Genomic DNA, 22,401 nt, shown 5'->3' on the forward strand with positions numbered 1-22,401 from the left:
GCCATGGTCGGCGGCGTTGGGTTGGCGTTGCCATGGCTCTTTGTAGCATTGTGTTACAGGTTCTGGGCCGTTCTGCGACTTTTGTGCAGCGGTGCGCCGGCAGCCTAAGCGGCTAATATGTCGTTTCAATGGCAAAACCGTGCCCAGGCCCGCATAAGTTATTGAATGCGTTTGAATTGAACAGGACTCGCCGAATGCAATCAGCCTACACCGTTCTCATCCTGCTGATGCTGGTGAGTGTTTCCAAACTGGTCGGGCGAATGATCCCGCTGCCGTTGCCACTGGTGCAGATCGCCGCTGGCGCCTTGCTGGCGTGGCCTACCCTGGGCCTGCACGTGGCCCTGGACCCAGAATTGTTTCTGTTCTTGTTTTTGCCGCCGCTGCTGTTTTCCGATGGCTGGCGGATGCCCAAGCGCGATCTGTGGAAGTTGCGCGGGCCGATCCTGACCCTGGCCGTTGGCCTGGTGCTGTTTACCGTGGTGGGTGCCGGTTATTTCATTCACTGGATTTTGCCGAGCATTCCCTTGCCGGTGGCCTTCGCCCTGGCTGCGGTTCTGTCGCCCACCGACGCCGTGGCGGTGTCGGCCATTTCCCAGGACCGGCTGCCGACGCCGTTGATGCACATGCTCCAGGGCGAGGCGCTGATGAACGACGCCTCGGGCCTGGTGACCTTCAAATTCGCCCTGGCCGCGGCAATCACCGGCGTGTTCTCGCTGGCCGAGGCCAGCCTGACCTTCGTGCTGGTGGCTGTCGGCGGCCTGGCCATCGGTGTCGCCCTGAGCTGGCTGGTCGGGCGCCTGCGTGCCTGGATGATCGCCCGTGGCTGGGATGACCCGGCCACCCACGTGGTGTTTATGTTGCTGCTGCCGTTTGCCGCCTACGTGCTGGCCGAGCGCCTGGGCGCCTCCGGCATTCTCTCGGCGGTAGCGGCTGGGATGATGCAAAGCTGGCTTGACCTGCTGCCCCGGCAGACCAGCACGCGCCTGCTCAACCGCAGCGTCTGGTCGCTGCTGGAGTTTGCCTTCAATGGTTTGATCTTCCTGTTGTTGGGCCTGCAGTTGCCCGACATCATCAAGGCGGTGACCAGCCACGAAGCCTCGCTGTGGCCGACCTTGCTGTGGCGCTGCCTGGATGTGGTGGCGATCTTCGCGGTACTGCTGGCCTTGCGCTTTATCTGGGTGCAGAGCATCTGGCGCCTGATCGGGGTGATCCGCCGCTGGCGTGGTAAAGAGGACCTGGTGCTGATGCCCAACGCGCGTTCCTGCTGGCTATTGACGGTCGGCGGTGTGCGCGGGGCGGTGACCCTGGCCGGTGTCATGTCGGTGCCGCTGCTGATCAGCGCCGGCAAGGACTTCCCGGAGCGCGACTTGCTGATTTTCATCGCCGCCGGGGTGATTCTGCTGTCGCTGGTGTCGGCCTGTATTGCCCTGCCGCTGTTGTTGCGCGGGGTGACCAAAAGCCCGGATGACGCCCTGCGTCAGGAAGCCCAGGAGGCCTGGCGCCGCACGGCCGAAGCGGCGATTCATGCCCTTGAGGCAGAGGACCTGAGTGAGGCCGGCAGCCCGCTGGACGCTTCGCAGGCGGCGCTGGCGGCCGAGCTCAAAGCGCGCTTGATGGCTGAATACCGGCATCAGCTTGATACCTTCAACGACAGCGCCGAAGCCCAGGCCCTGGCCGAACAGATGGATCAGTTGGAGCGGCGCTTGCGATTGCGGGCGCTGCGGGCCCAGCGCCTGGAGCTGTACAACCTGCACCGCCAGCACCAGATAGGTGATGATGTGGTGCGTCAGGTGCTGGGGGAGCTGGATATGAGTGAGGCGAATCTGGGGCAGGTCAGGTAGGTGTGTTGGCTAGGGGGTAGGCTCGGCGCATGAATGCCAGATCATATTCGCTCAACGTCTTGTTTGCCCCCACTTCCCAGTCACCCAGGGTCATCCACTGCGCAATTGGATAATGCATGATCGACTCGCGGTCGTAGGTTGTGAACAAGGTATTTGCTTCAGTTGGCTTCTCCAGAAACTGGCTGCGTACATCGGCCTCGCTCCATCCCCGCTGCTGGGTCATGACCTTCATGAGCTCGTCTTCATTCCAGGGAATGTCAGCTAACGGGTTTTGATGTTCGTGGGTGGCGCCAAAGACATGGCCGAACTCATGCAGGACGGTCGGCTCGAAGTATTCGCTGTCCGGCAGGACGTTCAGGGTCATTGTTTCGTTTGTTTTGATCAGCAGTGCATCAGTTCCCAGGGCAGACTCATTGTGCAGGGCCTTGGGGTCGAGCTTGATCCTGATATCGGCCTGCAGGTAGTTGTCGTGGTACAGGGCTATGCCGAGGTTGGCGCCTGACTGCGACACCCATTGGCTCCCTGTATTGAGAATTTTCAACTTCAGTTCGGTGCTGGGTGAGCCCAGAAACGAAAATTTCAGGGTGCGCCCTGGCTGCCAGAGACGGGTGGAACCATAAATCGCGCGTTTTTTGCGCGACCCTGAATGGCTGGGAGCATTGGCAGGGTTTTCCGCGATGGCTGCTTCGTAGGAAAGCTGCGGGTCGACGTTGTGGCGGTAACGGCAAAAGATCAAATCGCTCATGAGGGAGTCCTTCTCGTTCGTGAGCGTGAAGTGTCTCCAGTCAGGCGCCGGATCTAGTGGTAGATAAAGCTTTAGTTGTGGCTTTTTCAGGGCAGGCGGCACCGGCTGTTCCGATGCCGCCGATCCATCAGCGGGTGAGGAAGTCTCGAATCCGCCCGGCCGCCTCGACGCACTCGGCCAATGGCGCTACCAGCGCCATGCGCACGCGCCCGGCACCTGGGTTGACGCCATCCACTTCGCGCGACAGGTACGAACCCGGCACTACGGTCACGTGCTGGGCTTCGAACAGGTCACGGGTGAACGCTGCGTCGTCGCCTGGCACCTTGGCCCACAGGTAGAAGCCGCCGTCCGGGCGCTGCACATCCAGCACCGGGGCGAGGATTTCGAGCACTGCGTCGAACTTCTCGCGGTACAGGTCGCGGTTGGCCAGTACGTGTTGTTCGTCGTTCCAGGCGGCGATGCTCGCCAGTTGGGTTTGCACCGGCATGGCGCAGCCGTGGTAGGTGCGGTAGAGCAGGAACGGCTTGATGATCTCGGCATCACCTGCGACGAAGCCCGAACGCAGGCCCGGCAGGTTGGAGCGCTTGGACAGGCTGTGGAACACCACGCAACGCTTGAAGTCGCTGCGGCCAAGCTCGACGCAGGCGCTGAGCAGGCCTGGCGGCGGGCTTTGTTCGTCGAAGTACAGCTCGCTGTAGCACTCGTCGGCGGCAATCACGAAATCGTACTGGTCGGCCAGGGCGATCAGTTTTTTCAGGGTGTCCATCGGCACCAGGGCGCCGGTGGGGTTGCCCGGGGAGCAGAGGAAGAGGATCTGGCAGCGCTGCCAGGTCTCGGCCGACACCGCATCGAAGTCCGGGTTGAAGCCGTTGCTGTCCAGGCATGGCAGGTAGTGCGGGGTGGCGCCGGCCAGCAAGGCTGCGCCTTCGTAGATCTGGTAGAACGGGTTGGGGCTGATCACCAGGCCGTCATCGGCGCGATTGACCACCGCCTGGGTGAAGGCGAACAGCGCTTCCCGGGTGCCATTGACCGGCAATACGTGTTTGTCGGCATCCAGCCAGCCGGCCGGTACGCCAAAGCGCTGTTCGCACCAGCGCACGATGGCCTGGCGCAGGGCCGGCAGGCCGGCAGTGGTCGGGTACACCGCCATTTGCTTGAGGCTGTCGGCCAGGGCCTGGGCGACGAACGCCGGCGACTCATGCTTCGGCTCACCGATCGACAGGGCAATGGCGCGTTTGTCCGCCGCAGGCGTCACGCTGCCGAGCAGCGCACGGAGTTTCTCGAACGGGTAGGGCTGAAGCTGGTTCAAAGCGTTGTTCATCGGCGCAAGGTCTCGTCAAACGGTCAAATGGTCAGGCGGGTCAAAGGCACCCCGGTCGCCTGGTCGACGCGCAGTTGCTCGACGATCGCATCCTGCAGGCGGCTGCACAGTTGCGGGTCGGACAGGGGCTGGTTGTCGGCGTCGGTAATGAAGAACACGTCTTCGACCCGTTCGCCGAGGGTGGCAATCTTGGCGTTTTGCAGCGACAGGTCGAACTCCAGGAAGATCTTGCCGATCCGCGCCAGCAGGCCGGGGCGGTCGGGGGCGCTGAGTTCGAGGATGGTCACCGGGCGCTGGGCATCGTTGTGGATGGTCACCTGCGGGGCAAAGGTGAAGTGCTTGAGCTGGCGCGGTACCCGGCGCTGGATGATGGTCGGGTAGTCGTCGGGGTTACGCAGGGCGTCGGTCAGACCGTCGCGAATCTGCTTGACCCGTACGGGATTGTCGCCGATCGAGCCGCCATCGTTGTCGAGCACGATGTAGGTGTCGAGGGTGAACTGGCTGCTCGAGGTAATGATGCGGGCGTCATGGATGTTCAGGTTGAGCTGGTCCATGGCCGCCACGGTCACGGCGAAAAAGTCGTGCTGGTCGGGGGCATAGATGAAGATCTGGGTACCGCCCTCGAACTCGCGCTGGGTGGTTTCCTTGATCAGCACCAGCGGCCCGCCGTCGGCCGGCTGCTGGAGGATGGCATCGCTGTGCCAGGCGACGTCAGCGGCGGTATGGCGCAGGAAGTAGTCATCGCCCAGTTGCGACCACAGTTGCTCGACGTCGTCCGGGTCGGTGCCTTCGCGAATGAGGATGTCCAGCGCCGCGCTCTGGGTCTGGCGGATCTGCTCTTCGCGGTCCAGCGGGTTCTCCAGGCCGCGGCGCAGGGCGCGCTTGGTCTCGGTGTAGAGCTGGCGCAGCAGGCTGGCGCGCCAGGAGTTCCACAGGCTGGGGTTGGTGGCGTTGATGTCGGCCACGGTCAGCACGTAGAGGTAGTCCAGGCGGGTTTCATCGCCCACCAACAGGGCAAAATCGTAGATCACCTGCGGGTCGGAGAGGTCCTTGCGCTGGGCGGTGGTGGACATCACCAGGTGATGCTGTACCAGCCAGACGATCAGGCGGCTGTCCCAGCTTGGCAGCTGATGACGCGCGCAGAAGGCCTGGGCGTCTACCGCGCCGAGCTCGGAATGATCGCCCTGGCGGCCCTTGCCGATGTCGTGATAGAGCCCGGCGAGGTAAATCAGCTCCGGCTTGGGCAGGCGGCCCATGAGCTTGCTGGCCAGCGGGAATTTCTCCGAAACCGGGGTGTACTGCAGTTTGCGCAGGTGCTTGATCAGGTTCAGGGTGTGCGCATCGACCGTGTAGATGTGGAACAGGTCGTGCTGCATCTGCCCGACGATCAGACCGAACTCCGGCAAGTAACGCCCGAGAATGCCGTAGCGGTTCATCCGCCGCAGGTTGCGGTGGATGCCGATCTCGCACTTGAACAGCTCGATGAACAGGCTGGTATTGCGGATATCGTTACGAAACTCGTCGTCGATCAGGTGTCGGTGTTCGCGCAGCAGGCGGATGGTGTCGGCGCGCACGCCCTTGATTTCCGGGTGCTGGGCCATCAGTACGAAGATTTCCAGCATGGCGAACGGCGTGCGCTTGAACACGTTGGTGCGCACGGCCTCGATATAGCCGTCATGCAGCTGGAAGCGGGCATTGAGTGGCTGGGCGCTGCCACTGTCGTCGTCGAGGATGACCTCTTCGAAGTGCTGGATGATCAGGTCGCTGAGCTCGGCGATGCTCATCACCACCCGGTAATACTGCTGCATGAACTGCTCGATGGCACGCTTGGGGTTCTCGTCGCCAAACCCCAGCAGCGCGGCGATGCTGCGCTGGTGGTCGAACAGCAGGCGGTCTTCAGCGCGCCCGGCCAGCATGTGCAGGGCGTAACGCACTTTCCAGAGAAACTCCTGGGACGAGGCCAGCAGGTTGTTCTCGCTTTCCAGCAGGAAACCTTCGCCGGCCAGGGCGTGCAGGTTGAGGGTGCCGTACTGGCGGCGGGCGATCCACAGCACCGTCTGGATGTCGCGCAGCCCGCCCGGCGAGCCCTTGACGTTGGGCTCGAGGTTGTACTCGGTGTCGTTGTACTTGTGGTGCCGGGCCTTTTGCTCGGCCCGCTTGGCCAGGAAGAATTCCTTGCTTGGCCACATGTGCGCGGTGCTGGTCACTTCGAGCATGCGCTGGCGCAGGTGCTCGGGCCCAGCAATGGTGCGGCTTTCCATGAGGTTGGTGACAACCGTCAGGTCGGCACGGGCCTGTTCTGCGCATTCATCGACCGAGCGCACGCTCTGGCCCACTTCCAGGCCGATGTCCCACAGCAGGGTCAGAAAGCGTTCGATCGAATCGCGAAAGACTTCATGATCGGCGCTGTCGAGCAGAATCAACAGGTCGATGTCGGAATAGGGGTGCAGCTCGCCGCGCCCATAACCGCCGGTGGCGATCAGGGCGATATCGGCATCTTCGCTCCAGGTAAACTGGTTCCACGCCTGTTGCAGGATATTGTCGACGAACCAGGCGCGGTCTTCGATCAGCCGGCGGATCTCGCGACCGCTGCGAAAACGGTTGTCGAGCACCTCGCCGGCCTGGCGGATGGCTTTCTTGAAGGCAGCGATGGGGCTTGCCTTGAGGGCCAGTTCCGCCTGGAACTGGCCGCGATCGAACAGCTCGGGATCCACCTGGGGCATCGAGAGGCTTTCCTGTAAGAATCAGGCCGATGTGCGAGGAATGGTGTCGTCTTTGCGCAGGGTGAAGATCTCGTAACCGGTCGCGGTCACCACCAGGGTGTGTTCCCATTGTGCCGAGAGCTTGCGGTCCTTGGTGATGGCGGTCCAGCCGTCGCCCAGCACCTTGGTGTCGGCCTTGCCCTGGTTGATCATCGGCTCGATGGTGAAAGTCATGCCTTCTTTCAGTTCCATGCCGGTGCCGGCGCGGCCGTAGTGCAGGATCTGCGGCTCTTCGTGGAACACCTTGCCGATGCCGTGGCCGCAGAATTCGCGGACCACCGAGAAACCGTTCTTTTCAGCGTGCTTCTGGATTACTTCGCCGATGTCGCCCAGGCGGCAGCCCGGCTTGACCAGCTCGATGGCCTTGTACATGCATTCCTGGGTGATCTGCGACAGGCGTTCGGCCCAGACGGGCACGTTGCCGACGTGGAACATGCGGCTGGTGTCGCCGTGGTAGCCGTCCTTGATCACCGTGACGTCGATGTTCAGGGTGTCGCCATCCTTGAGCGGCTTGTCACCGGGGATGCCGTGGCAGACCACGTGGTTGACCGAGGTGCAGATCGACTTGGGGAAGCCTTTGTAGTTGAGCGGCGCCGGGATAGCCTGCTGGACGTTGACGATGTAGTCGTGGCACAGGCGGTCGAGCTCCTCGGTGGTGACACCGGGCTTGACGTGCTCTTCGATCATCTCCAGGACTTCGGCGGCCAGGCGGCCGGCGATGCGCATCTTTTCGATGTCTTCGGCGGTTTTGATGGTAACGGTCATTACAGGCTCTCTACGGCGCAGCAAGGCGCGAATAATCTGGGGAAAGGCCGGATTCTAACAGAGCGAAGCCCGATTCAGGCGGCTATGGCGCTGATACAGCCTTTATATAGGGGCCATTCTGGCGCTAATGGGCGGTGTGTGCAAAAGCCGGTGACGTTCTATGGTAATTCGGGTTTCGCTCGGCGAGCTTGTGTGGTATAAAATGCGCCGCTTTCCGGGGATAGCTCCGGAAGCACTAAACCCACACACGTGTCGACACGATGACCTGGGTGCCTTTGATCTGCGGATCACGGGTTGGTCATTGGGATACGTGGAGGCCCAACCCGACTTATCAAGGAACTATCATGTCCCAAGTCAACATGCGCGATATGCTGAAGGCCGGTGTGCACTTCGGTCACCAAACCCGTTACTGGAACCCGAAAATGGGCAAGTACATTTTCGGCGCGCGCAACAAGATCCACATCATCAACCTTGAAAAAACCCTGCCAATGTTCAACGACGCACTGACTTTCGTCGAGCGTCTGGCCCAGGGCAAAAACAAGATTCTGTTCGTCGGCACCAAGCGTTCCGCTGGCAAGATCGTTGCTGAAGAAGCAGCACGTTGCGGTTCGCCGTACGTCGATCACCGCTGGTTGGGCGGCATGCTGACCAACTACAAGACCATCCGCGCTTCGATCAAGCGTCTGCGCGACCTGGAAACCCAGGCCGAAGACGGCACTTTCGCCAAGCTGACCAAGAAAGAAGCCCTGATGCGCTCCCGTGATCTGGAAAAACTGGATCGCAGCCTGGGCGGTATCAAGGACATGGGCGGCCTGCCTGATGCCCTGTTCGTGATCGACGTTGACCACGAGCGCATCGCTATCACCGAAGCCAACAAGCTGGGCATCCCGGTCATCGGCGTTGTCGATACCAACTCCAGCCCAGAAGGCGTTGACTACATCATCCCAGGTAACGATGACGCCATCCGCGCTATCCAGCTGTACATGGGTTCGATGGCTGACGCCGTGATCCGTGGCCGCAACAACGTTGCTGGCGGTACCGAAGTGTACGCCGAAGAAGCAGCAGCACCGGCTGCCGAAGCCTGAGTAACTGACGCTTAGCGTCTACTCGGCACGCGAAAAGGGGGCTTTGCCCCCTTTTTGCCACCTTGAAATCCTCCTGTCAGCATCGCCGTTGCAACCTTGTTACTGCATGAGTGCTGGCAAGTGGATTTACAGAATTGAACGCCCGTCAGTATCGGGTGGAATGGTTGAAAACCTATCCAAGAGGATTTTGAAATGGCAGAGATTACTGCAGCGCTGGTCAAAGAACTGCGCGAGCGTACCGGCGAAGGCATGATGGACTGCAAGAAGGCCTTGACCAAGGCCGGCGGCGACATCGAAAAAGCCATCGACGACATGCGTGCTTCGGGCGCCATCAAGGCCGCCAAAAAGGCTGGCAACGTTGCTGCTGAAGGCGCTATCGCCATCAAGGCCGACGACAAGTCTGCCGTCCTGCTGGAAGTGAACTCGCAGACCGACTTCCTGGCCCTGCAAGACGACTTCAAAAACTTCGTCGCTGAAAGCGTTGAACAGGCTTTCGCTGAAAAACTGACCGACGCCGCTCCGCTGATCGCTTCGCGTGAAGCCGCTCGTGAAGCGCTGGTTGCCAAGGTTGGTGAGAACGTCAACATCCGTCGCCTGGTGCGCGTTGAAGGTGACGTTGTCGGTACCTACCTGCACGGTAACAAGATCGGTGTTGCTGTTGTCCTGAAGGGCGGCGACGTCCAGCTGGCCAAAGAAATCGCCATGCACGTGGCTGCCAGCAACCCAGAGTTCCTCAACCCTTCGGAAGTCTCCGCTGAAGCAATCGAGCGCGAGAAGGCTGTATTCATGCAGCTGAACGAAGAGAAGATGAAGGGCAAGCCTGAGAACATCGTCGCCAACATGATCGACGGTCGCATCAAGAAGTTCCTGGCCGAAGCTTCGCTGGTCGAGCAAGCCTTCGTCATGAACCCGGAAGTCAAGGTCGGCGAGCTGGCCAAGAAAGCCGGTGCTGAAATCGTTTCATTCACCTACTTCAAAGTAGGCGAAGGCATCGAGAAGCCGGTCGACAACTTCGCTGAAGAAGTTGCTGCCCAGCTGGCTGCTGCCAAGCAATAAGACAGATTCACCTCTGTCGCCCCGAAGAGGCTGCCCGCTCACGCGCGCAGCCTCTTTGTCAAAGCGGGAGCGGTTTACGAGACCGCCTTTCGCTGGCGCAGTAGCTGCGCCACGCTAGAGTTACGCGCAGGCTGAAAACAGCCCGCCAGATTTTTTTACAAACGCCGCAGGAGAGATTCGCAATGGCTCAGCAGGGCAGTGGTTATCAAGCTCGCTATAAACGCATTCTACTCAAGCTTAGCGGCGAGGCCCTGATGGGCTCGGAAGAATTCGGGATCGACCCCAAGGTCCTGGATCGCATGGCGCTGGAAGTCGGCCAGCTGGTCGGCATCGGTGTTCAGGTAGGTTTGGTGATCGGTGGTGGCAACCTGTTCCGTGGTGCGGCGCTCAGTGCAGCCGGCATGGACCGCGTCACTGGCGACCACATGGGCATGCTGGCGACCGTGATGAATGGCCTGGCCATGCGCGATGCGCTTGAGCGCGCCAACATTACCGCGATTGTCATGTCGGCCATCTCCATGGTTGGCGTTACCGATCACTATGATCGTCGCAAAGCCATGCGCCACTTGAACTCCAAAGAAGTGGTCATCTTCGCTGCCGGTACCGGCAACCCGTTCTTCACCACCGACTCCGCCGCTTGCCTGCGCGCCATCGAAATCGATGCCGACGTGGTATTGAAGGCAACCAAGGTCGATGGTGTATACACTGCAGATCCATTCAAAGACCCGCATGCCGAGAAGTTCGATCATCTGACCTACGATGAAGTGCTGGATCGCAAGCTGGGCGTGATGGACCTGACGGCAATCTGCCTTTGCCGCGATCACAAGATGCCGCTGCGCGTCTTCAACATGAACAAGCCCGGCGCCCTGCTGAACATCGTGCATGGCGGCGCTGAAGGAACTCTGATCGAGGAAGTTCAAAAATGATCAACGAAATCAAGAAAGACGCTCAAGCGCGTATGCAGAAATCCCTGGAGTCTCTGGCTTATGCGTTTGGCCAGATTCGCACCGGCAAGGCACACCCAAGCATCCTGGCAAGCGTGATGGTGCCTTACTACGGTACCGACACCCCGATCAGCGGCGTCGCCAACGTCACCGTTAAAGATTCGCGCACCCTGCAGGTCGTGGCTTTCGAGCGCAACATGCTCGCTGCCGTTGACAAGGCCATCCAGAGCGCCGGTTTGAACCTCAACCCGACCAACCTGGGTGAGTTGCTGCTGATCACCATGCCAGCCCTGACTGAAGAAACCCGCAAGGGCTTCACCAAGCAGGCGCGCAGTGCGGCCGAAGACGCTCGCGTGGCTGTGCGCAACATTCGCCGCGATGCTCTGGGTGAACTGAAGAAGCTGGTCAAAGACAAGGAAATCAGCGAAGACGAAGAACGTCGCGCCATCGCTGATATCGACAAGCTGACGAAAGATACCGAGGCCCAGATCACCAAGGCCACCGAAGAGAAAGAAAAGGACCTGATGGCCGTTTAAGGGTCGGGACTTTTTTTAATGGAAAAGACCAAGCAAGGTGTGTCCCCATCGGTGCCGCGCCATGTCGCGATCATCATGGATGGGAATAATCGCTGGGCGAAGAAGCGCCTGTTGCCCGGTGTCGCCGGGCACAAGGCCGGTGTCGATGCGGTGCGCGCGGTCATCGAGGTGTGCGCCGAGGCCAAGGTCGAGGTGCTGACCCTGTTCGCCTTTTCCAGCGAGAACTGGCAGCGCCCGGCCGAAGAGGTCGGAGCGTTGATGGAGTTGTTCTTCTCGGCCTTGCGCCGGGAAGCCAAGCGCCTCAACGACAACAATATCAGCCTGCGCATCATCGGTGACCGCTCGCGCTTTCACCCTGAGCTGCAGGCTGCCATGCGTGAGGCCGAAGCGGCGACCGCCGGCGCCAATCGATTCATCCTGCAGATCGCCGCCAACTACGGTGGTCAGTGGGATATCGCCCAGGCCGCCCAGCGCCTGGCGCGGGAAGTCCAGGCCGGTCACCTGCGCCCGGACGACATCACCCCCGAGCTGCTGCAGACCTGCCTGGCGACAGGCGACCTGCCGCTGCCCGACCTGTGCATCCGTACCGGTGGTGAGCACCGCATCAGCAATTTCTTGCTGTGGCAGCTGGCCTACGCCGAGTTGTACTTTTCCGACCTGTTCTGGCCGGACTTCAAACACGAGGCCATGCGTACTGCGCTGGCCGATTTCGCTTCGCGCCAGCGCCGCTTCGGGAAAACCAGCGAGCAGGTCGAAGCTGGAGCCCGTGCTTAATGCTTAAACAACGCATCATTACTGCGCTGATCCTGTTGCCGATCGCCCTGTGTGGCTTCTTCCTGCTGAACGGCGGCGACTTTGCCCTGTTCATCGGCGTGGTGGTGACCCTTGGCGCCTGGGAATGGGCGCGCCTGGCCGGCCTGGTCGGCCAGGCCCTGCGGGTGGCGTACGCGGCTGTAGTTGCAGGGCTGCTGATGCTGCTCTACCTGATGCCGGAACTGGCGCCCTGGGTATTGGGCGCGTCGGTGTTGTGGTGGGGCCTGGCGACCTGGCTGGTATTGACCTACCCGCGCAGCAGCGAGCTGTGGGCCAGCGTGGCCTGCCGCCTGCTGATCGGTTTGCTTATCCTGCTGCCGGCCTGGCAAGGCCTGGTGTTGCTCAAGCAATGGCCGCTGGGCAACTGGCTGATCATGGCGGTCATGGTGCTGGTCTGGGGGGCGGATATCGGTGCGTATTTCTCCGGCCGTGCCTTCGGCAAGCGCAAGCTGGCTCCGCAGGTCAGCCCGGGCAAGAGCTGGGAAGGCGTCTATGGCGGCCTGGCCCTGAGCCTGGTGATTACCGCGGCGGTGGGTATCTACCGTGACTGGAGCATCGGCGAGCTGTTGCTGGGCTTGTTGGGCGCAGGCGTGGTGGTGCTGGTATCGGTGGTGGGTGACCTGACCGAAAGCATGTTCAAGCGCCGCTCCGGGATCAAGGACAGCAGCAACCTGCTGCCCGGTCACGGCGGCGTGCTGGACCGTATCGACAGCCTCACTGCGGCGATCCCGGTGTTTGCGGTGCTGCTCTGGGCAGCCAATTGGGGCGTGATGTGAGCGGCGTGCAGCGTATTACCGTACTGGGTGCGACCGGTTCCATTGGTCTTAGCACCCTCGATGTAATTGCCCGTCACCCGGATCGTTACCAGGTGTTTGCCCTGAGCGGCTATTCGCGCTTGCAGGAGTTGCTGGCACTGTGCCTGCGTCACACCCCGGTATTTGCCGTGGTGCCTTCGGCCGAGGCTGCACAGCAACTGCGTGAAGGTCTGGCAACTGCAGGTTCGAGCACCGAGGTGCTGGTCGGCGAGCAGGGCTTGTGCCAGGTGGCTGCGGCTGCCGAGGTCGATGCCGTGATGGCGGCGATTGTCGGCGCCGCCGGCCTGCGTCCGACCCTGGCGGCGGTCGAGGCGGGAAAGAAGGTTCTGCTGGCCAACAAGGAAGCGCTGGTGATGTCTGGCGCCTTGTTCATGCAGGCAGTGCGGCGCAGTGGCGCTGTACTGCTGCCGATCGACAGTGAGCACAATGCGATCTTCCAGTGCCTGCCGGGTGATTATTCCCGCGGCCTGGCCCAGGTAGGCGTGCGCCGCATCCTGTTGACCGCCTCCGGCGGGCCGTTTCGTGAAACGCCGATGGCCGAGCTCATGGATGTCAGCCCCGAGCAGGCCTGTGCCCACCCGAACTGGTCGATGGGCCGCAAGATTTCCGTCGACTCGGCAAGCATGATGAACAAGGGCCTGGAGTTGATCGAGGCCTGCTGGCTGTTCGATGCCCGGCCCGGTCAGGTCGAGGTGGTGGTGCACCCGCAAAGTGTGATCCACTCGCTGGTCGATTATGTCGATGGGTCGGTGCTGGCCCAGCTGGGCAATCCGGACATGCGCACGCCGATCGCCAATGCCCTGGCCTGGCCGGAGCGGATCGATTCGGGGGTGGCGCCACTGGACCTGTTCGCGGTTGCCCGCCTGGACTTCAAGGCCCCGGACGAGCAGCGTTTCCCATGCTTGCGCCTGGCCCGCGAGGCGGCGGAGGCAGGCAACAGTGCGCCGGCGATGCTCAACGCGGCCAATGAAGTGGCGGTGGAGGCATTTCTCCAGCGGCGCATCCGCTTCCCCGAGATCGCGAGTATGATCGAACAAGTGCTCGATCAGGAGCCGGTGGTTGCGGTCGAGTCGCTCGATGCGGTGTTTGCCGCCGATCAGCGCGCGCGGCAACTGGCCGGACAATGGTTGGCTCATCACGGCCGCTGAGGTCTGGCGCAGTAATGCGTCAGGCCCGGTGCCGCTGAACGTCATTCGGAGAGAGACATGAGTGCGCTCTACATGATTATCGGCACCCTGGTGGCATTGGGTGTGCTGGTCACCTTTCACGAATTTGGTCACTTCTGGGTGGCCCGGCGTTGCGGCGTCAAGGTTTTGCGTTTCTCCGTGGGTTTTGGCATGCCGCTGTTGCGCTGGCACGACCGCCATGGCACCGAGTTCGTGGTCGCGGCGATCCCGCTGGGCGGCTACGTGAAAATGCTCGACGAGCGCGAAGGCGAAGTGCCACGCGACCAGGTCGAGCAGTCGTTCAACCGCAAATCGGTGCGCCAGCGTATCGCAATTGTGGCGGCGGGCCCGGTGGCCAACTTTCTGTTGGCGATTTTCTTCTTCTGGATCCTGGCCATGGTCGGCACCCAGCAGGAGCGCCCGGTCATTGGTGCGGTCGAGGCCGGGAGCATTGCCGAGGTGGCCGGGCTCAAGGCAGGCCAGGAAATTGTTTCCATTGATGGCAAACCGACCAGTGGCTGGGCTGCGGTCAACCTGCAACTGATCCGTCGCCTGGGCGAGAGCGGCCAGTTGCACATCAGCGTGCGGGAAGAGGGTGCGAGCGTCGACAGCCCCCACGTGCTGACCCTGAACAACTGGCTCAAGGGCGCCGACGAGCCCGACCCGATCCGCTCCCTGGGCCTGCGCCTGTGGCGCCCGGCGTTGCCGCCAGTGCTGGCTGAACTCGACCCCAAGGGCCCGGCGCAGGCCGCCGGGCTGAAAACCGGCGACCGTCTGCTGGCCCTCGATGGCCAGGTGCTGAACGACTGGCAACAAGTGGTTGATACCGTGCGTGGCCGCGCTGGCAGCAAGATTGTCCTGCGTATCGAGCGTGACGGCGCGCCGCTGGAGCTGCCGGTAACCCTGGCCAGCCGTGGCGAAGGCCAATCGGCCACGGGTTACCTCGGGGCCGGGGTCAAGGCGGTGAAATGGCCGGATGCCATGCTTCGCGAGGTCAGCTATGGGCCGCTCGAGGCTGTGGGGGAGGGGCTTTCACGCACCTGGAACATGAGCGTACTGACCCTCGAATCGCTGAAGAAAATGCTGTTCGGCGAGCTCTCGGTAAAAAACTTGAGCGGACCGATAACCATTGCTAAAGTGGCGGGCGCTTCGGCCCAGTCCGGCGTTGGAGATTTCCTGAATTTCCTCGCCTACCTGAGCATTAGCCTGGGGGTTCTTAATTTGCTGCCCATTCCTGTACTGGATGGGGGGCATTTGCTGTTCTACCTGATCGAGTGGGCGCGTGGTCGTCCGCTCTCGGATCGGGTGCAAGGTTGGGGGATCCAGATCGGTATCAGTTTGGTAGTCGGGGTGATGTTGCTTGCCCTGATCAACGATTTGGGTCGACTGTAAAGCTTCGCTCAATTGCGAACCTGCCGCGTCCCGCGGCGGGTCGTTTATTGCCAGTTGGAATAAGAAAGGACTTCATGAAACGTCTGCTGCTAACTGCGGTTCTCGCCGTACTGATGATCGCTGAAGTTCACGCCGAGTCCTTCACCATCTCCGATATTCGTGTCAATGGTCTGCAGCGGGTTTCCGCGGGCAGCGTTTTTGGTGCCTTGCCATTGAACGTCGGCGATGAGGCCGATGACCGGCGCCTGGTGGAATCCACCCGGTCCCTGTTCAAGACCGGATTCTTCCAGGATATCCAACTGAGCCGGGACGGCAACGTCCTGATCATTACCGTGGTCGAGCGTCCTTCGGTGTCGAGCATCGAGATCGAAGGCAACAAGGCGATCAGCACTGAAGACCTGATGAAGGGTCTGAAGCAGTCCGGTCTGTCCGAAGGCGAGATCTTCCAGCGTGCCACCCTTGAAGGCGTGCGCAACGAACTGCAGCGCCAATACGTTGCCCAGGGCCGCTACTCGGCCGAGGTCGACACCGAAGTGGTGCCGCAGCCGCGTAACCGCGTGGGCCTGAAGATCAAGATCAACGAAGGCACCGTTGCTGCCATCCAGCACATCAACGTGGTCGGCAACACCGTCTTCGCTGATGAAGACCTGATCGGCCTGTTCGAGCTCAAGACCACCAACTGGCTGTCGTTCTTCAAGAACGATGACAAGTACGCCCGCGAAAAACTCTCCGGTGACCTGGAGCGTCTGCGTTCCTACTACCTGGACCGCGGCTACATCAACATGGACATCGCTTCCACCCAGGTGTCGATCACCCCGGACAAGAAGCACGTCTACATCACCGTCAACGTCAACGAAGGCGAGAAGTACACCGTTCGTGACGTCAAGCTTTCCGGCGACCTCAAGGTGCCTGAAGACCAGGTCAAGTCGCTGCTGCTGGTACAGCCTGGCCAGGTATTCTCGCGCAAGGTGATGACCACCACCTCCGAGCTGATCACCCGTCGCCTGGGTAACGAGGGCTACACCTTCGCCAACGTCAACGGCGTGCCGCAGCCGCACGACGAAGACCACACCGTCGACATCATGTTTGTGGTCGACCCGGGCAAGCGTGCCTACGTCAACCGCATCAACTTCCGTGGCAACACCAAGTCCGAGGACGAAGTGCTGCGCCGTGAGATGCGCCAGATGGAAGGCGGCTGGGCGTCGACCTACCTGATCGACCAGTCCAAGACCCGTCTGGAGCGCCTGGGCTTCTTCAAGGAAGTCAACGTCGAGACCCCGGCCGTTCCGGGCACCGACGACCAGGTCGACGTCAACTACAGCGTTGAAGAGCAAGCCTCCGGTTCGATCACCGCCAGCGTCGGTTTCGCCCAGAGCGCAGGTCTGATCCTCGGTGGTTCGATCAGCCAGAACAACTTCCTCGGTACCGGTAACAAGGTTTCCCTGGGCCTGACCCGCAGTGAATACCAGAGCCGTTACAACTTCGGCTATGTCGACCCCTACTGGACTGCCGACGGCGTCAGCCTGGGCTACAACGCCTTCTATCGTACCACCGACTACGATGACCTCGACGTCGACGTGGCCAGCTATGCGGTCGACAGCCTGGGTGCCGGTGTCAGCGTCGGTTACCCGATCAGCGAAACCTCGCGCCTGACCTTCGGCCTGACCGTACAGCAGGACGAGATCAAGACCGGTAAGTACACTGTTGACGAGATCTTCAAGTTCGTTAACGAAGAAGGCGACAAGTACCTGAACTTCAAGGCCTCGGCCGGTTGGTCCGAGTCGACCCTGAACAAGGGCGTACTGGCTACTCGCGGTCACTCGCAAAGCCTGGTGCTGGAAGCCACTACCCCGGGTAGCGACCTGTCGTTCTTCAAGCTGGATTACCGTGGCCAGCTGTTCAAGCCGATCAATAATGACTACACCCTGCGCCTGCACACCGAACTGGGCTATGGTGACGGTTTCGGCGGTACCTCGGGCCTGCCGTTCTACGAGAACTACTACGCCGGTGGTTTCAACTCGGTTCGTGGCTTCAAGGACAGCAGTCTCGGTCCGCGCAGTACCCCGAGCCGTGGCGCGGATGTCACCGGTAACCAGGGCACCATCGCCGACCCGGATCAGGACCCGCTGCCATTTGGTGGTAACGTTCTCGTCCAGGGTGGTGTAGAGCTGCTGTTCCCGCTGCCGTTCGTCAAGGACCAACGCTCGCTGCGCACCTCGGTCTTCTGGGATGTGGGTAACGTTTTCGACACCAACTGCGGTTCCAAGCCGGACTGCGAAAAGGTCGGCCTGTCGGGCCTGGCCAGCTCCGTCGGCCTGGGCGTGACCTGGATTACCGCGCTCGGTCCGTTGAGCTTCAGCCTGGCAATGCCGGTGAAGAAGCCGGACGAAGCCGATACCCAGGTGTTCCAATTCTCTCTGGGCCAGACCTTCTAAGGTCTGCCCCTTGCTAACGACAACGGATTCTGTAGGAGTGCATCGTGCGTAAGTTGACTCAACTGGCAGTACTGGCTGCGACCCTGATCGCAACCCCGGCTTTCGCCGAAATGAAGGTTGCTGTGCTGAACTATCAAATGGCCCTGCTCGAATCGGACGCGGCGAAGAAGTACGCCGTCGATGCCGAGAAGAAATTCGGCCCGCAGCTGACCAAGCTGAAGAACCTGGAAAGCAGCGCCAAGGGCATTGCCGACCGCATCCGTGCCGGTGGCGACAAGATGGCCCAGCCAGAGCGCGAGCGCCTGGAGCTTGAATACAAGCAAAAGGCCCGTGACTTCCAGTTCCAGTCCAAGGAGCTGAACGAGTCCAAGGCCGTGGCCGACCGTGAAATGCTCAAGCAACTGAAGCCCAAGCTGGATGGTGCAGTTGAAGAAGTGATCAAGAAAGGCGGTTTCGACCTGGTTCTCGAGCGTGGCGCGGTCATTGATGTCAAACCTCAGTACGACATCACCCGCCAGGTCATCGAGCGCATGAACCAGTCCCGTTGATCATGACCGTGACCATGAAACTCGGTCAGCTGGCCGAGTTCCTCGGAGCCACCCTGAGTGGCCCCGAGGAGCTGGAAATCACTGGCCTGGCAACCCTTCAGGAAGCCGGGCCTGGGCAGTTGAGCTTCCTCGCCAACCCACAGTACCGCAAGTACCTGGGTGAAACCCAGGCGGCGGCGATCCTGCTCAAGCCGGCCGACGCCGAAGGTTTTGCCGGCAACGCCCTGATTGTTCCCGACCCGTACCTCGCCTACGCGCGCATCTCCCACCTGTTCGATCCAAAGCCCAGGGCTGTAGCGGGAATTCATCCCAGCGCCGTGGTTGCCGCCGATGCCCAGGTCGATGCCAGCGCCAGCATTGGTGCCTGCGCGGTGATCGAGAGCGGTGCGCAGATCGGCCCGGGTGTGACTATCGGTGCCCAGTGCTTCATCGGCGCGCGCTGCGTGATCGGTGAGGGCGGCTGGCTGGCCCCGCGGGTGACCCTGTACCACGACGTGCGTATCGGCAAGCGTGTGGTCATTCAGTCGGGCGCAGTGATCGGCGGCGAAGGCTTCGGCTTTGCCAACGAGAAAGGCGTGTGGCAGAAGATCGCCCAGATCGGCGGCGTGAGCATCGGCGATGATGTCGAGATCGGCGTCAACACTGCGGTCGACCGCGGCGCACTGGCCGACACCCGCATCGGTGACGGGGTCAAGCTCGACAACCAGATCCAGATCGCCCATAACGTGCAGATCGGCGATCATACGGCGATGGCGGCGTGTGTCGGGATTTCCGGCAGCACCAAGATCGGCAAGCATTGCACCATTGCCGGCGGTGTCGGCATGGTTGGTCACATCGATGTCTGCGACAACGTTTTCGTATCCGGGATGACCATGGTGACGCGCTCGATTACCGAGCCAGGCGCTTATTCTTCCGGTACGGCGATGCAGCCGCTGGCCGAGTGGCGCAAAAGCGCCGCGCGAATTCGCCAGCTGGATGAGATGTCAAAACGCCTTCAACAACTGGAAAAGCGTCTCGCCGCCGTGACCTCTGGCGATAAAGCTTCATCAGAAGGCTGATACCATTTCCTGATCAAGAGCGAACAGCCCTAGACTGACTCTTTGATTTGCTAAAGGAGCGCCGTGTGAAAACCGGCGCTCCCTATCTTTACTACAGGCTTCCCCCCGAAATGATGGACATCAACGAGATTCGCGAATACCTGCCTCACCGTTACCCGTTCCTGCTGGTGGACCGGGTGGTGGAACTGGACGTCGAGGCCCAGCGCATTCGTGCCTACAAGAATGTCAGCATCAACGAACCTTTCTTCAATGGTCACTTCCCGGCGCACCCGATCATGCCGGGCGTGCTGATCATCGAAGCCATGGCCCAGGCGGCCGGTATCCTCGGCTTCAAGATGCTCGACGTCAAACCTGCGGACGGTACCCTGTACTACTTCGTCGGTTCCGACAAGCTGCGCTTCCGTCAGCCGGTGCTGCCGGGTGATCAGCTGATCCTCGAGGCCAAGTTCATCAGCTGCAAGCGCCAGATCTGGAAGTTCGAGTGCCAGGCGTCGGTTGACGGCAAGCCGGTATGCTCGGCCGAGATCATCTGCGCGGAACGCAAACTATGAGTTTGATTGACCCTCGGGCAATCATCGATCCATCGGCGAAGCTCGCCGACGGTGTCGAGGTAGGCCCTTGGTCGATCATCGGTGCCGGGGTCGAGATCGGCGAGGGGACCGTGATCGGTCCGCACGTGATTCTCAAAGGGCCGACCCGCATCGGTCGGCACAACCGCATCTACCAGTTTTCTTCGGTAGGCGAAGATACCCCTGACCTCAAGTACAAGGGTGAAGCCACGCGCCTGGTGATCGGTGATCACAATGTGATCCGCGAAGGCGTGACCATCCACCGTGGCACCGTGCAAGACCGCTCGGAAACCACCCTGGGTGATCACAACCTGATCATGGCCTATGCCCACATCGGTCACGACAGCGTTATCGGCAACCACTGCATCCTGGTCAACAACACCGCGCTGGCTGGCCATGTGCACGTCGACGACTGGGCGATCCTTTCCGGGTTCACCCTGGTCCATCAGTTCTGCCACATCGGCGCCCATAGCTTTTCCGGCATGGGCACGGCGATTGGCAAGGACGTGCCGGCCTACGTCACGGTGTTCGGCAACCCGGCCGAAGCGCGCAGCATGAACTTCGAGGGCATGCGCCGTCGTGGTTTCAGCGAAGACGCCATTCACGCCCTGCGCCGCGCCTACAAGGTGGTCTACCGCCAGGGCCTGACCGTCGAGCAGGCGATTGCCGAGCTGGCCGAGCCGGCTACCCAGTTCCCTGAAGTCGACGTGTTCCTCAAGTCGATCCAGAACTCCACCCGCGGCATCACCCGCTGACATGGCCGAGCTTTGTGTAGCGCTGGTGGCAGGTGAGGCCAGCGGCGATATTCTCGGCGCCGGGTTGATGCGCGCGCTCAAGGCGCGTCATCCGCAGGTACGCTTCATTGGCGTGGGTGGGCCGTTGATGCAGGCTGAAGGCCTGACTTCGTACTTCCCCATGGAACGCCTGGCGGTGATGGGCCTGGTCGAGGTGCTAGGGCGCCTGCGCGAGCTGCTCAAGCGCCGCAAGGAGCTGATCCAGACCCTGATCGCCGAGCGCCCGGATGTGTTCATCGGCATCGATGCCCCGGATTTTACCCTCAACATCGAACTGAACCTGCGCAAGGCCGGGATCAAGACCGTGCATTACGTCAGCCCGTCGGTCTGGGCCTGGCGGCAGAAGCGCGTGCTGAAGATTCGCGAAGGTTGCGACCTGATGCTCACGCTGTTTCCGTTCGAAGCCAAATTCTATGAAGAGAAGGGCGTGCCGGTGCGCTTCGTCGGCCACCCGTTGGCCGACAGCATTCCGCTGGACGCCGATCGGGCTGGTGCCCGTGAACAGCTGGGCCTGGCCGACGGGCCGCTGGTTGCCCTGATGCCCGGCAGCCGTGGCGGTGAAGTAGGGCGCCTGGGGGCGCTGTTCCTTGATACCGCCCAGCGTTTGCGCGAGCTGGTGCCGGGGGTACGTTTTATATCCCCGTGTGCCAATGCCGAGCGCCGTGCCCAGCTTGAGCAGATGCTCCAGGGCCGCGACTTGCCGGTGACCCTGCTCGACGGTCGCTCGCACCAGGCCCTGGCCGCCTGCGACGCGGTGCTGATCGCCTCTGGCACCGCCACCCTTGAAGCGCTGCTGTTCAAGCGGCCGATGGTGGTTGCCTACCGCTTGGCGCCGCTGACCTACTGGATTTTGAAACGCCTGGTAAAAAGCCCCTACGTGTCGCTGCCCAACCTGCTGGCCCAGCGCATGCTGGTGCCCGAGTTGCTGCAGGAAGCTGCCACTGCTGAGGCCCTGGCCCAGACCCTGGCGCCACTGGTGCACGGCGGTGTGCAGCAGACCGAAGGCTTTGACCAGATTCACCGTACCCTGCGCCGCGATGCCTCGAACCAGGCAGCTGACGCGGTGCTGGCCCTGCTGGAAAACCGATAGATGCAAATGGGATTGGACTTCAACCTGGTCGAGGACCTGGTCGCCGGTGTCGACGAAGTGGGCCGTGGCCCGCTGTGCGGCGCAGTGGTGACGGCGGCGGTGATTCTCGACCCGCAGCGGCCGATTCTGGGGCTCAACGACTCGAAGAAGCTCACCGAAGCCAAGCGTGAAAAGCTTTTTGACGAAATTTGTGAGAAGGCCCTGAGCTTCTGCATCGCCCGCGCCGAGGTCGAGGAAATCGACCAACTCAACATCCTTCACGCCACCATGCTGGCCATGCAACGTGCCGTCGAAGGCCTGAGCGTCACCCCGAAACTGGCGCTGATCGACGGTAACCGCTGCCCGCAGCTGTCGGTACCGGCGGCGCCGGTGGTCAAGGGCGATAGCCAGGTGCCGGCGATTGCCGCGGCATCGATCCTGGCCAAGGTCACCCGTGACCGCGAGATGGCGGCGTTCGAGCTGATCTACCCCGGCTACGGCATTGGCGGGCACAAGGGCTACCCGACGCCGGTGCACCTCGAAGCCCTGGCGCGCCTGGGGCCGACGCCGATTCACCGGCGCTCGTTCGCACCGGTACGCGCCGCCTACGAAGCCCGCGACGCCATCAGCAGCGGATTTGCCGAGGTCTGACCGGGCGCGGCAGGCGTCAGTAGTCAGGATCGCCCC

The 22,401-nt window shown here is 61.6% G+C and carries 20 protein-coding genes; 16 read left to right on the forward strand and 4 right to left on the reverse strand.

Annotated elements, in window-relative coordinates; genetic code table 11:
• Nucleotides 1-194: 194 nt before the first annotated feature.
• Complete coding sequence (locus LOY22_RS05810; RefSeq protein ID WP_258596804.1) at nucleotides 195-1,841, forward strand: Na+/H+ antiporter; 1,647 nt, start codon at nucleotides 195-197, stop codon at nucleotides 1,839-1,841.
• On the opposite strand, the gene LOY22_RS05815 is transcribed toward LOY22_RS05810, so the two are convergent.
• The 4 genes from LOY22_RS05815 to map form a co-directional block, all read right to left on the reverse strand.
• Nucleotides 1,834-2,586, reverse strand: a complete 753-nt coding sequence (locus LOY22_RS05815; protein ID WP_213602225.1) for a M12 family metallopeptidase — start codon at nucleotides 2,584-2,586, stop codon at nucleotides 1,834-1,836. The two genes, LOY22_RS05810 and LOY22_RS05815, sit on opposite strands and share 8 nt — an antisense overlap.
• A 127-nt stretch (nucleotides 2,587-2,713) precedes the next feature.
• Nucleotides 2,714-3,907: a succinyldiaminopimelate transaminase gene (gene dapC, locus LOY22_RS05820; RefSeq protein WP_045193632.1), complete on the reverse strand. Its 1,194-nt coding sequence runs from the start codon at nucleotides 3,905-3,907 to the stop codon at nucleotides 2,714-2,716.
• Nucleotides 3,908-3,930: 23 nt separating this feature from the next.
• Nucleotides 3,931-6,630, reverse strand: a complete 2,700-nt coding sequence (locus LOY22_RS05825) for a [protein-PII] uridylyltransferase (RefSeq protein ID WP_213602221.1) — start codon at nucleotides 6,628-6,630, stop codon at nucleotides 3,931-3,933.
• Nucleotides 6,631-6,651: 21 nt separating this feature from the next.
• The gene (map, locus tag LOY22_RS05830; protein ID WP_093386675.1) at nucleotides 6,652-7,434 is read right to left on the reverse strand and encodes a type I methionyl aminopeptidase; all 783 of its coding nucleotides are present in this window, start codon (nucleotides 7,432-7,434) and stop codon (nucleotides 6,652-6,654) included.
• Nucleotides 7,435-7,778: 344 nt separating this feature from the next.
• Here map and rpsB point away from each other — a divergent pair, with 344 nt between their 5' ends.
• From rpsB to rnhB, 15 genes are all read left to right on the forward strand, one after another.
• Nucleotides 7,779-8,519, forward strand: a complete 741-nt coding sequence (gene rpsB / locus LOY22_RS05835; RefSeq protein ID WP_045193628.1) for a 30S ribosomal protein S2 — start codon at nucleotides 7,779-7,781, stop codon at nucleotides 8,517-8,519.
• A gap of 192 nt (nucleotides 8,520-8,711) precedes the next feature.
• Nucleotides 8,712-9,575, forward strand: a complete 864-nt coding sequence (tsf, locus tag LOY22_RS05840; RefSeq protein WP_045193627.1) for a translation elongation factor Ts — start codon at nucleotides 8,712-8,714, stop codon at nucleotides 9,573-9,575.
• A gap of 182 nt (nucleotides 9,576-9,757) precedes the next feature.
• Entirely contained in the window at nucleotides 9,758-10,501 is a 744-nt protein-coding gene (pyrH, locus tag LOY22_RS05845; protein WP_010224848.1) for a UMP kinase, read from the forward strand.
• Nucleotides 10,498-11,055, forward strand: coding sequence for a ribosome recycling factor (frr, locus tag LOY22_RS05850; RefSeq protein WP_045193626.1), 558 nt, complete (start codon nucleotides 10,498-10,500; stop codon nucleotides 11,053-11,055). Before pyrH ends, frr begins: the two co-directional genes overlap by 4 nt.
• Before the next feature lie 18 nt (nucleotides 11,056-11,073).
• Complete coding sequence (gene uppS / locus LOY22_RS05855) at nucleotides 11,074-11,829, forward strand: polyprenyl diphosphate synthase (RefSeq protein ID WP_010224846.1); 756 nt, start codon at nucleotides 11,074-11,076, stop codon at nucleotides 11,827-11,829.
• Complete coding sequence (locus tag LOY22_RS05860) at nucleotides 11,829-12,644, forward strand: phosphatidate cytidylyltransferase (protein WP_045193625.1); 816 nt, start codon at nucleotides 11,829-11,831, stop codon at nucleotides 12,642-12,644. Before uppS ends, LOY22_RS05860 begins: the two co-directional genes overlap by 1 nt.
• Nucleotides 12,641-13,831 carry a 1-deoxy-D-xylulose-5-phosphate reductoisomerase gene (gene ispC / locus LOY22_RS05865; protein WP_093386673.1) on the forward strand — a complete coding sequence of 397 codons (1,191 nt, stop codon included), beginning with the start codon at nucleotides 12,641-12,643 and terminating at the stop codon, nucleotides 13,829-13,831. The genes LOY22_RS05860 and ispC overlap by 4 nt, the downstream gene beginning before the upstream one ends.
• Before the next feature lie 57 nt (nucleotides 13,832-13,888).
• Nucleotides 13,889-15,241: an RIP metalloprotease RseP gene (gene rseP / locus LOY22_RS05870; protein WP_195885827.1), complete on the forward strand. Its 1,353-nt coding sequence runs from the start codon at nucleotides 13,889-13,891 to the stop codon at nucleotides 15,239-15,241.
• A gap of 74 nt (nucleotides 15,242-15,315) precedes the next feature.
• Nucleotides 15,316-17,676: an outer membrane protein assembly factor BamA gene (gene bamA, locus LOY22_RS05875; RefSeq protein WP_045193621.1), complete on the forward strand. Its 2,361-nt coding sequence runs from the start codon at nucleotides 15,316-15,318 to the stop codon at nucleotides 17,674-17,676.
• Between the two features lie 44 nt (nucleotides 17,677-17,720).
• Nucleotides 17,721-18,224 carry an OmpH family outer membrane protein gene (locus LOY22_RS05880; RefSeq protein ID WP_038996736.1) on the forward strand — a complete coding sequence of 168 codons (504 nt, stop codon included), beginning with the start codon at nucleotides 17,721-17,723 and terminating at the stop codon, nucleotides 18,222-18,224.
• Nucleotides 18,225-18,226: 2 nt separating this feature from the next.
• Nucleotides 18,227-19,282, forward strand: a complete 1,056-nt coding sequence (lpxD, locus tag LOY22_RS05885) for a UDP-3-O-(3-hydroxymyristoyl)glucosamine N-acyltransferase (protein WP_045193620.1) — start codon at nucleotides 18,227-18,229, stop codon at nucleotides 19,280-19,282.
• A gap of 110 nt (nucleotides 19,283-19,392) precedes the next feature.
• A complete protein-coding gene (gene fabZ, locus LOY22_RS05890; RefSeq protein WP_010224833.1) occupies nucleotides 19,393-19,833 on the forward strand; it encodes a 3-hydroxyacyl-ACP dehydratase FabZ in 441 nt (146 codons plus the stop codon).
• Nucleotides 19,830-20,606, forward strand: a complete 777-nt coding sequence (gene lpxA, locus LOY22_RS05895; protein WP_045193619.1) for an acyl-ACP--UDP-N-acetylglucosamine O-acyltransferase — start codon at nucleotides 19,830-19,832, stop codon at nucleotides 20,604-20,606. The genes fabZ and lpxA overlap by 4 nt, the downstream gene beginning before the upstream one ends.
• A 1-nt stretch (nucleotide 20,607) precedes the next feature.
• On the forward strand, nucleotides 20,608-21,735 hold the full coding sequence (gene lpxB / locus LOY22_RS05900; RefSeq protein ID WP_093386671.1) for a lipid-A-disaccharide synthase: 1,128 nt from the start codon (nucleotides 20,608-20,610) through the stop codon (nucleotides 21,733-21,735).
• Nucleotides 21,736-22,365 (forward strand): ribonuclease HII, encoded by a 630-nt coding sequence (gene rnhB, locus LOY22_RS05905; RefSeq protein WP_093386668.1) that lies wholly within the window; start codon nucleotides 21,736-21,738, stop codon nucleotides 22,363-22,365. It begins immediately after the preceding gene.
• Nucleotides 22,366-22,401: the final 36 nt, after the last annotated feature.

Origin of the sequence: Pseudomonas sp. B21-035, from assembly GCF_024748945.1 — a bacterium.
Lineage (GTDB): Bacteria > Pseudomonadota > Gammaproteobacteria > Pseudomonadales > Pseudomonadaceae > Aquipseudomonas.

Coding starts and splice junctions, on each gene's coding strand:
- LOY22_RS05810 (WP_258596804.1), top strand. CDS start 195: ATGCAATCAGCCTACACCGTTCTCATCCTGCTGATGCTGGTGAGTGTT.
- LOY22_RS05815 (WP_213602225.1), bottom strand. CDS start 2,586: ATGAGCGATTTGATCTTTTGCCGTTACCGCCACAACGTCGACCCGCAG.
- dapC (WP_045193632.1), bottom strand. CDS start 3,907: ATGAACAACGCTTTGAACCAGCTTCAGCCCTACCCGTTCGAGAAACTC.
- LOY22_RS05825 (WP_213602221.1), bottom strand. CDS start 6,630: ATGCCCCAGGTGGATCCCGAGCTGTTCGATCGCGGCCAGTTCCAGGCG.
- map (WP_093386675.1), bottom strand. CDS start 7,434: ATGACCGTTACCATCAAAACCGCCGAAGACATCGAAAAGATGCGCATC.
- rpsB (WP_045193628.1), top strand. CDS start 7,779: ATGTCCCAAGTCAACATGCGCGATATGCTGAAGGCCGGTGTGCACTTC.
- tsf (WP_045193627.1), top strand. CDS start 8,712: ATGGCAGAGATTACTGCAGCGCTGGTCAAAGAACTGCGCGAGCGTACC.
- pyrH (WP_010224848.1), top strand. CDS start 9,758: ATGGCTCAGCAGGGCAGTGGTTATCAAGCTCGCTATAAACGCATTCTA.
- frr (WP_045193626.1), top strand. CDS start 10,498: ATGATCAACGAAATCAAGAAAGACGCTCAAGCGCGTATGCAGAAATCC.
- uppS (WP_010224846.1), top strand. CDS start 11,074: ATGGAAAAGACCAAGCAAGGTGTGTCCCCATCGGTGCCGCGCCATGTC.
- LOY22_RS05860 (WP_045193625.1), top strand. CDS start 11,829: ATGCTTAAACAACGCATCATTACTGCGCTGATCCTGTTGCCGATCGCC.
- rseP (WP_195885827.1), top strand. CDS start 13,889: ATGAGTGCGCTCTACATGATTATCGGCACCCTGGTGGCATTGGGTGTG.
- bamA (WP_045193621.1), top strand. CDS start 15,316: ATGAAACGTCTGCTGCTAACTGCGGTTCTCGCCGTACTGATGATCGCT.
- lpxD (WP_045193620.1), top strand. CDS start 18,227: ATGACCGTGACCATGAAACTCGGTCAGCTGGCCGAGTTCCTCGGAGCC.
- fabZ (WP_010224833.1), top strand. CDS start 19,393: ATGATGGACATCAACGAGATTCGCGAATACCTGCCTCACCGTTACCCG.
- lpxA (WP_045193619.1), top strand. CDS start 19,830: ATGAGTTTGATTGACCCTCGGGCAATCATCGATCCATCGGCGAAGCTC.
- lpxB (WP_093386671.1), top strand. CDS start 20,608: ATGGCCGAGCTTTGTGTAGCGCTGGTGGCAGGTGAGGCCAGCGGCGAT.
- rnhB (WP_093386668.1), top strand. CDS start 21,736: ATGCAAATGGGATTGGACTTCAACCTGGTCGAGGACCTGGTCGCCGGT.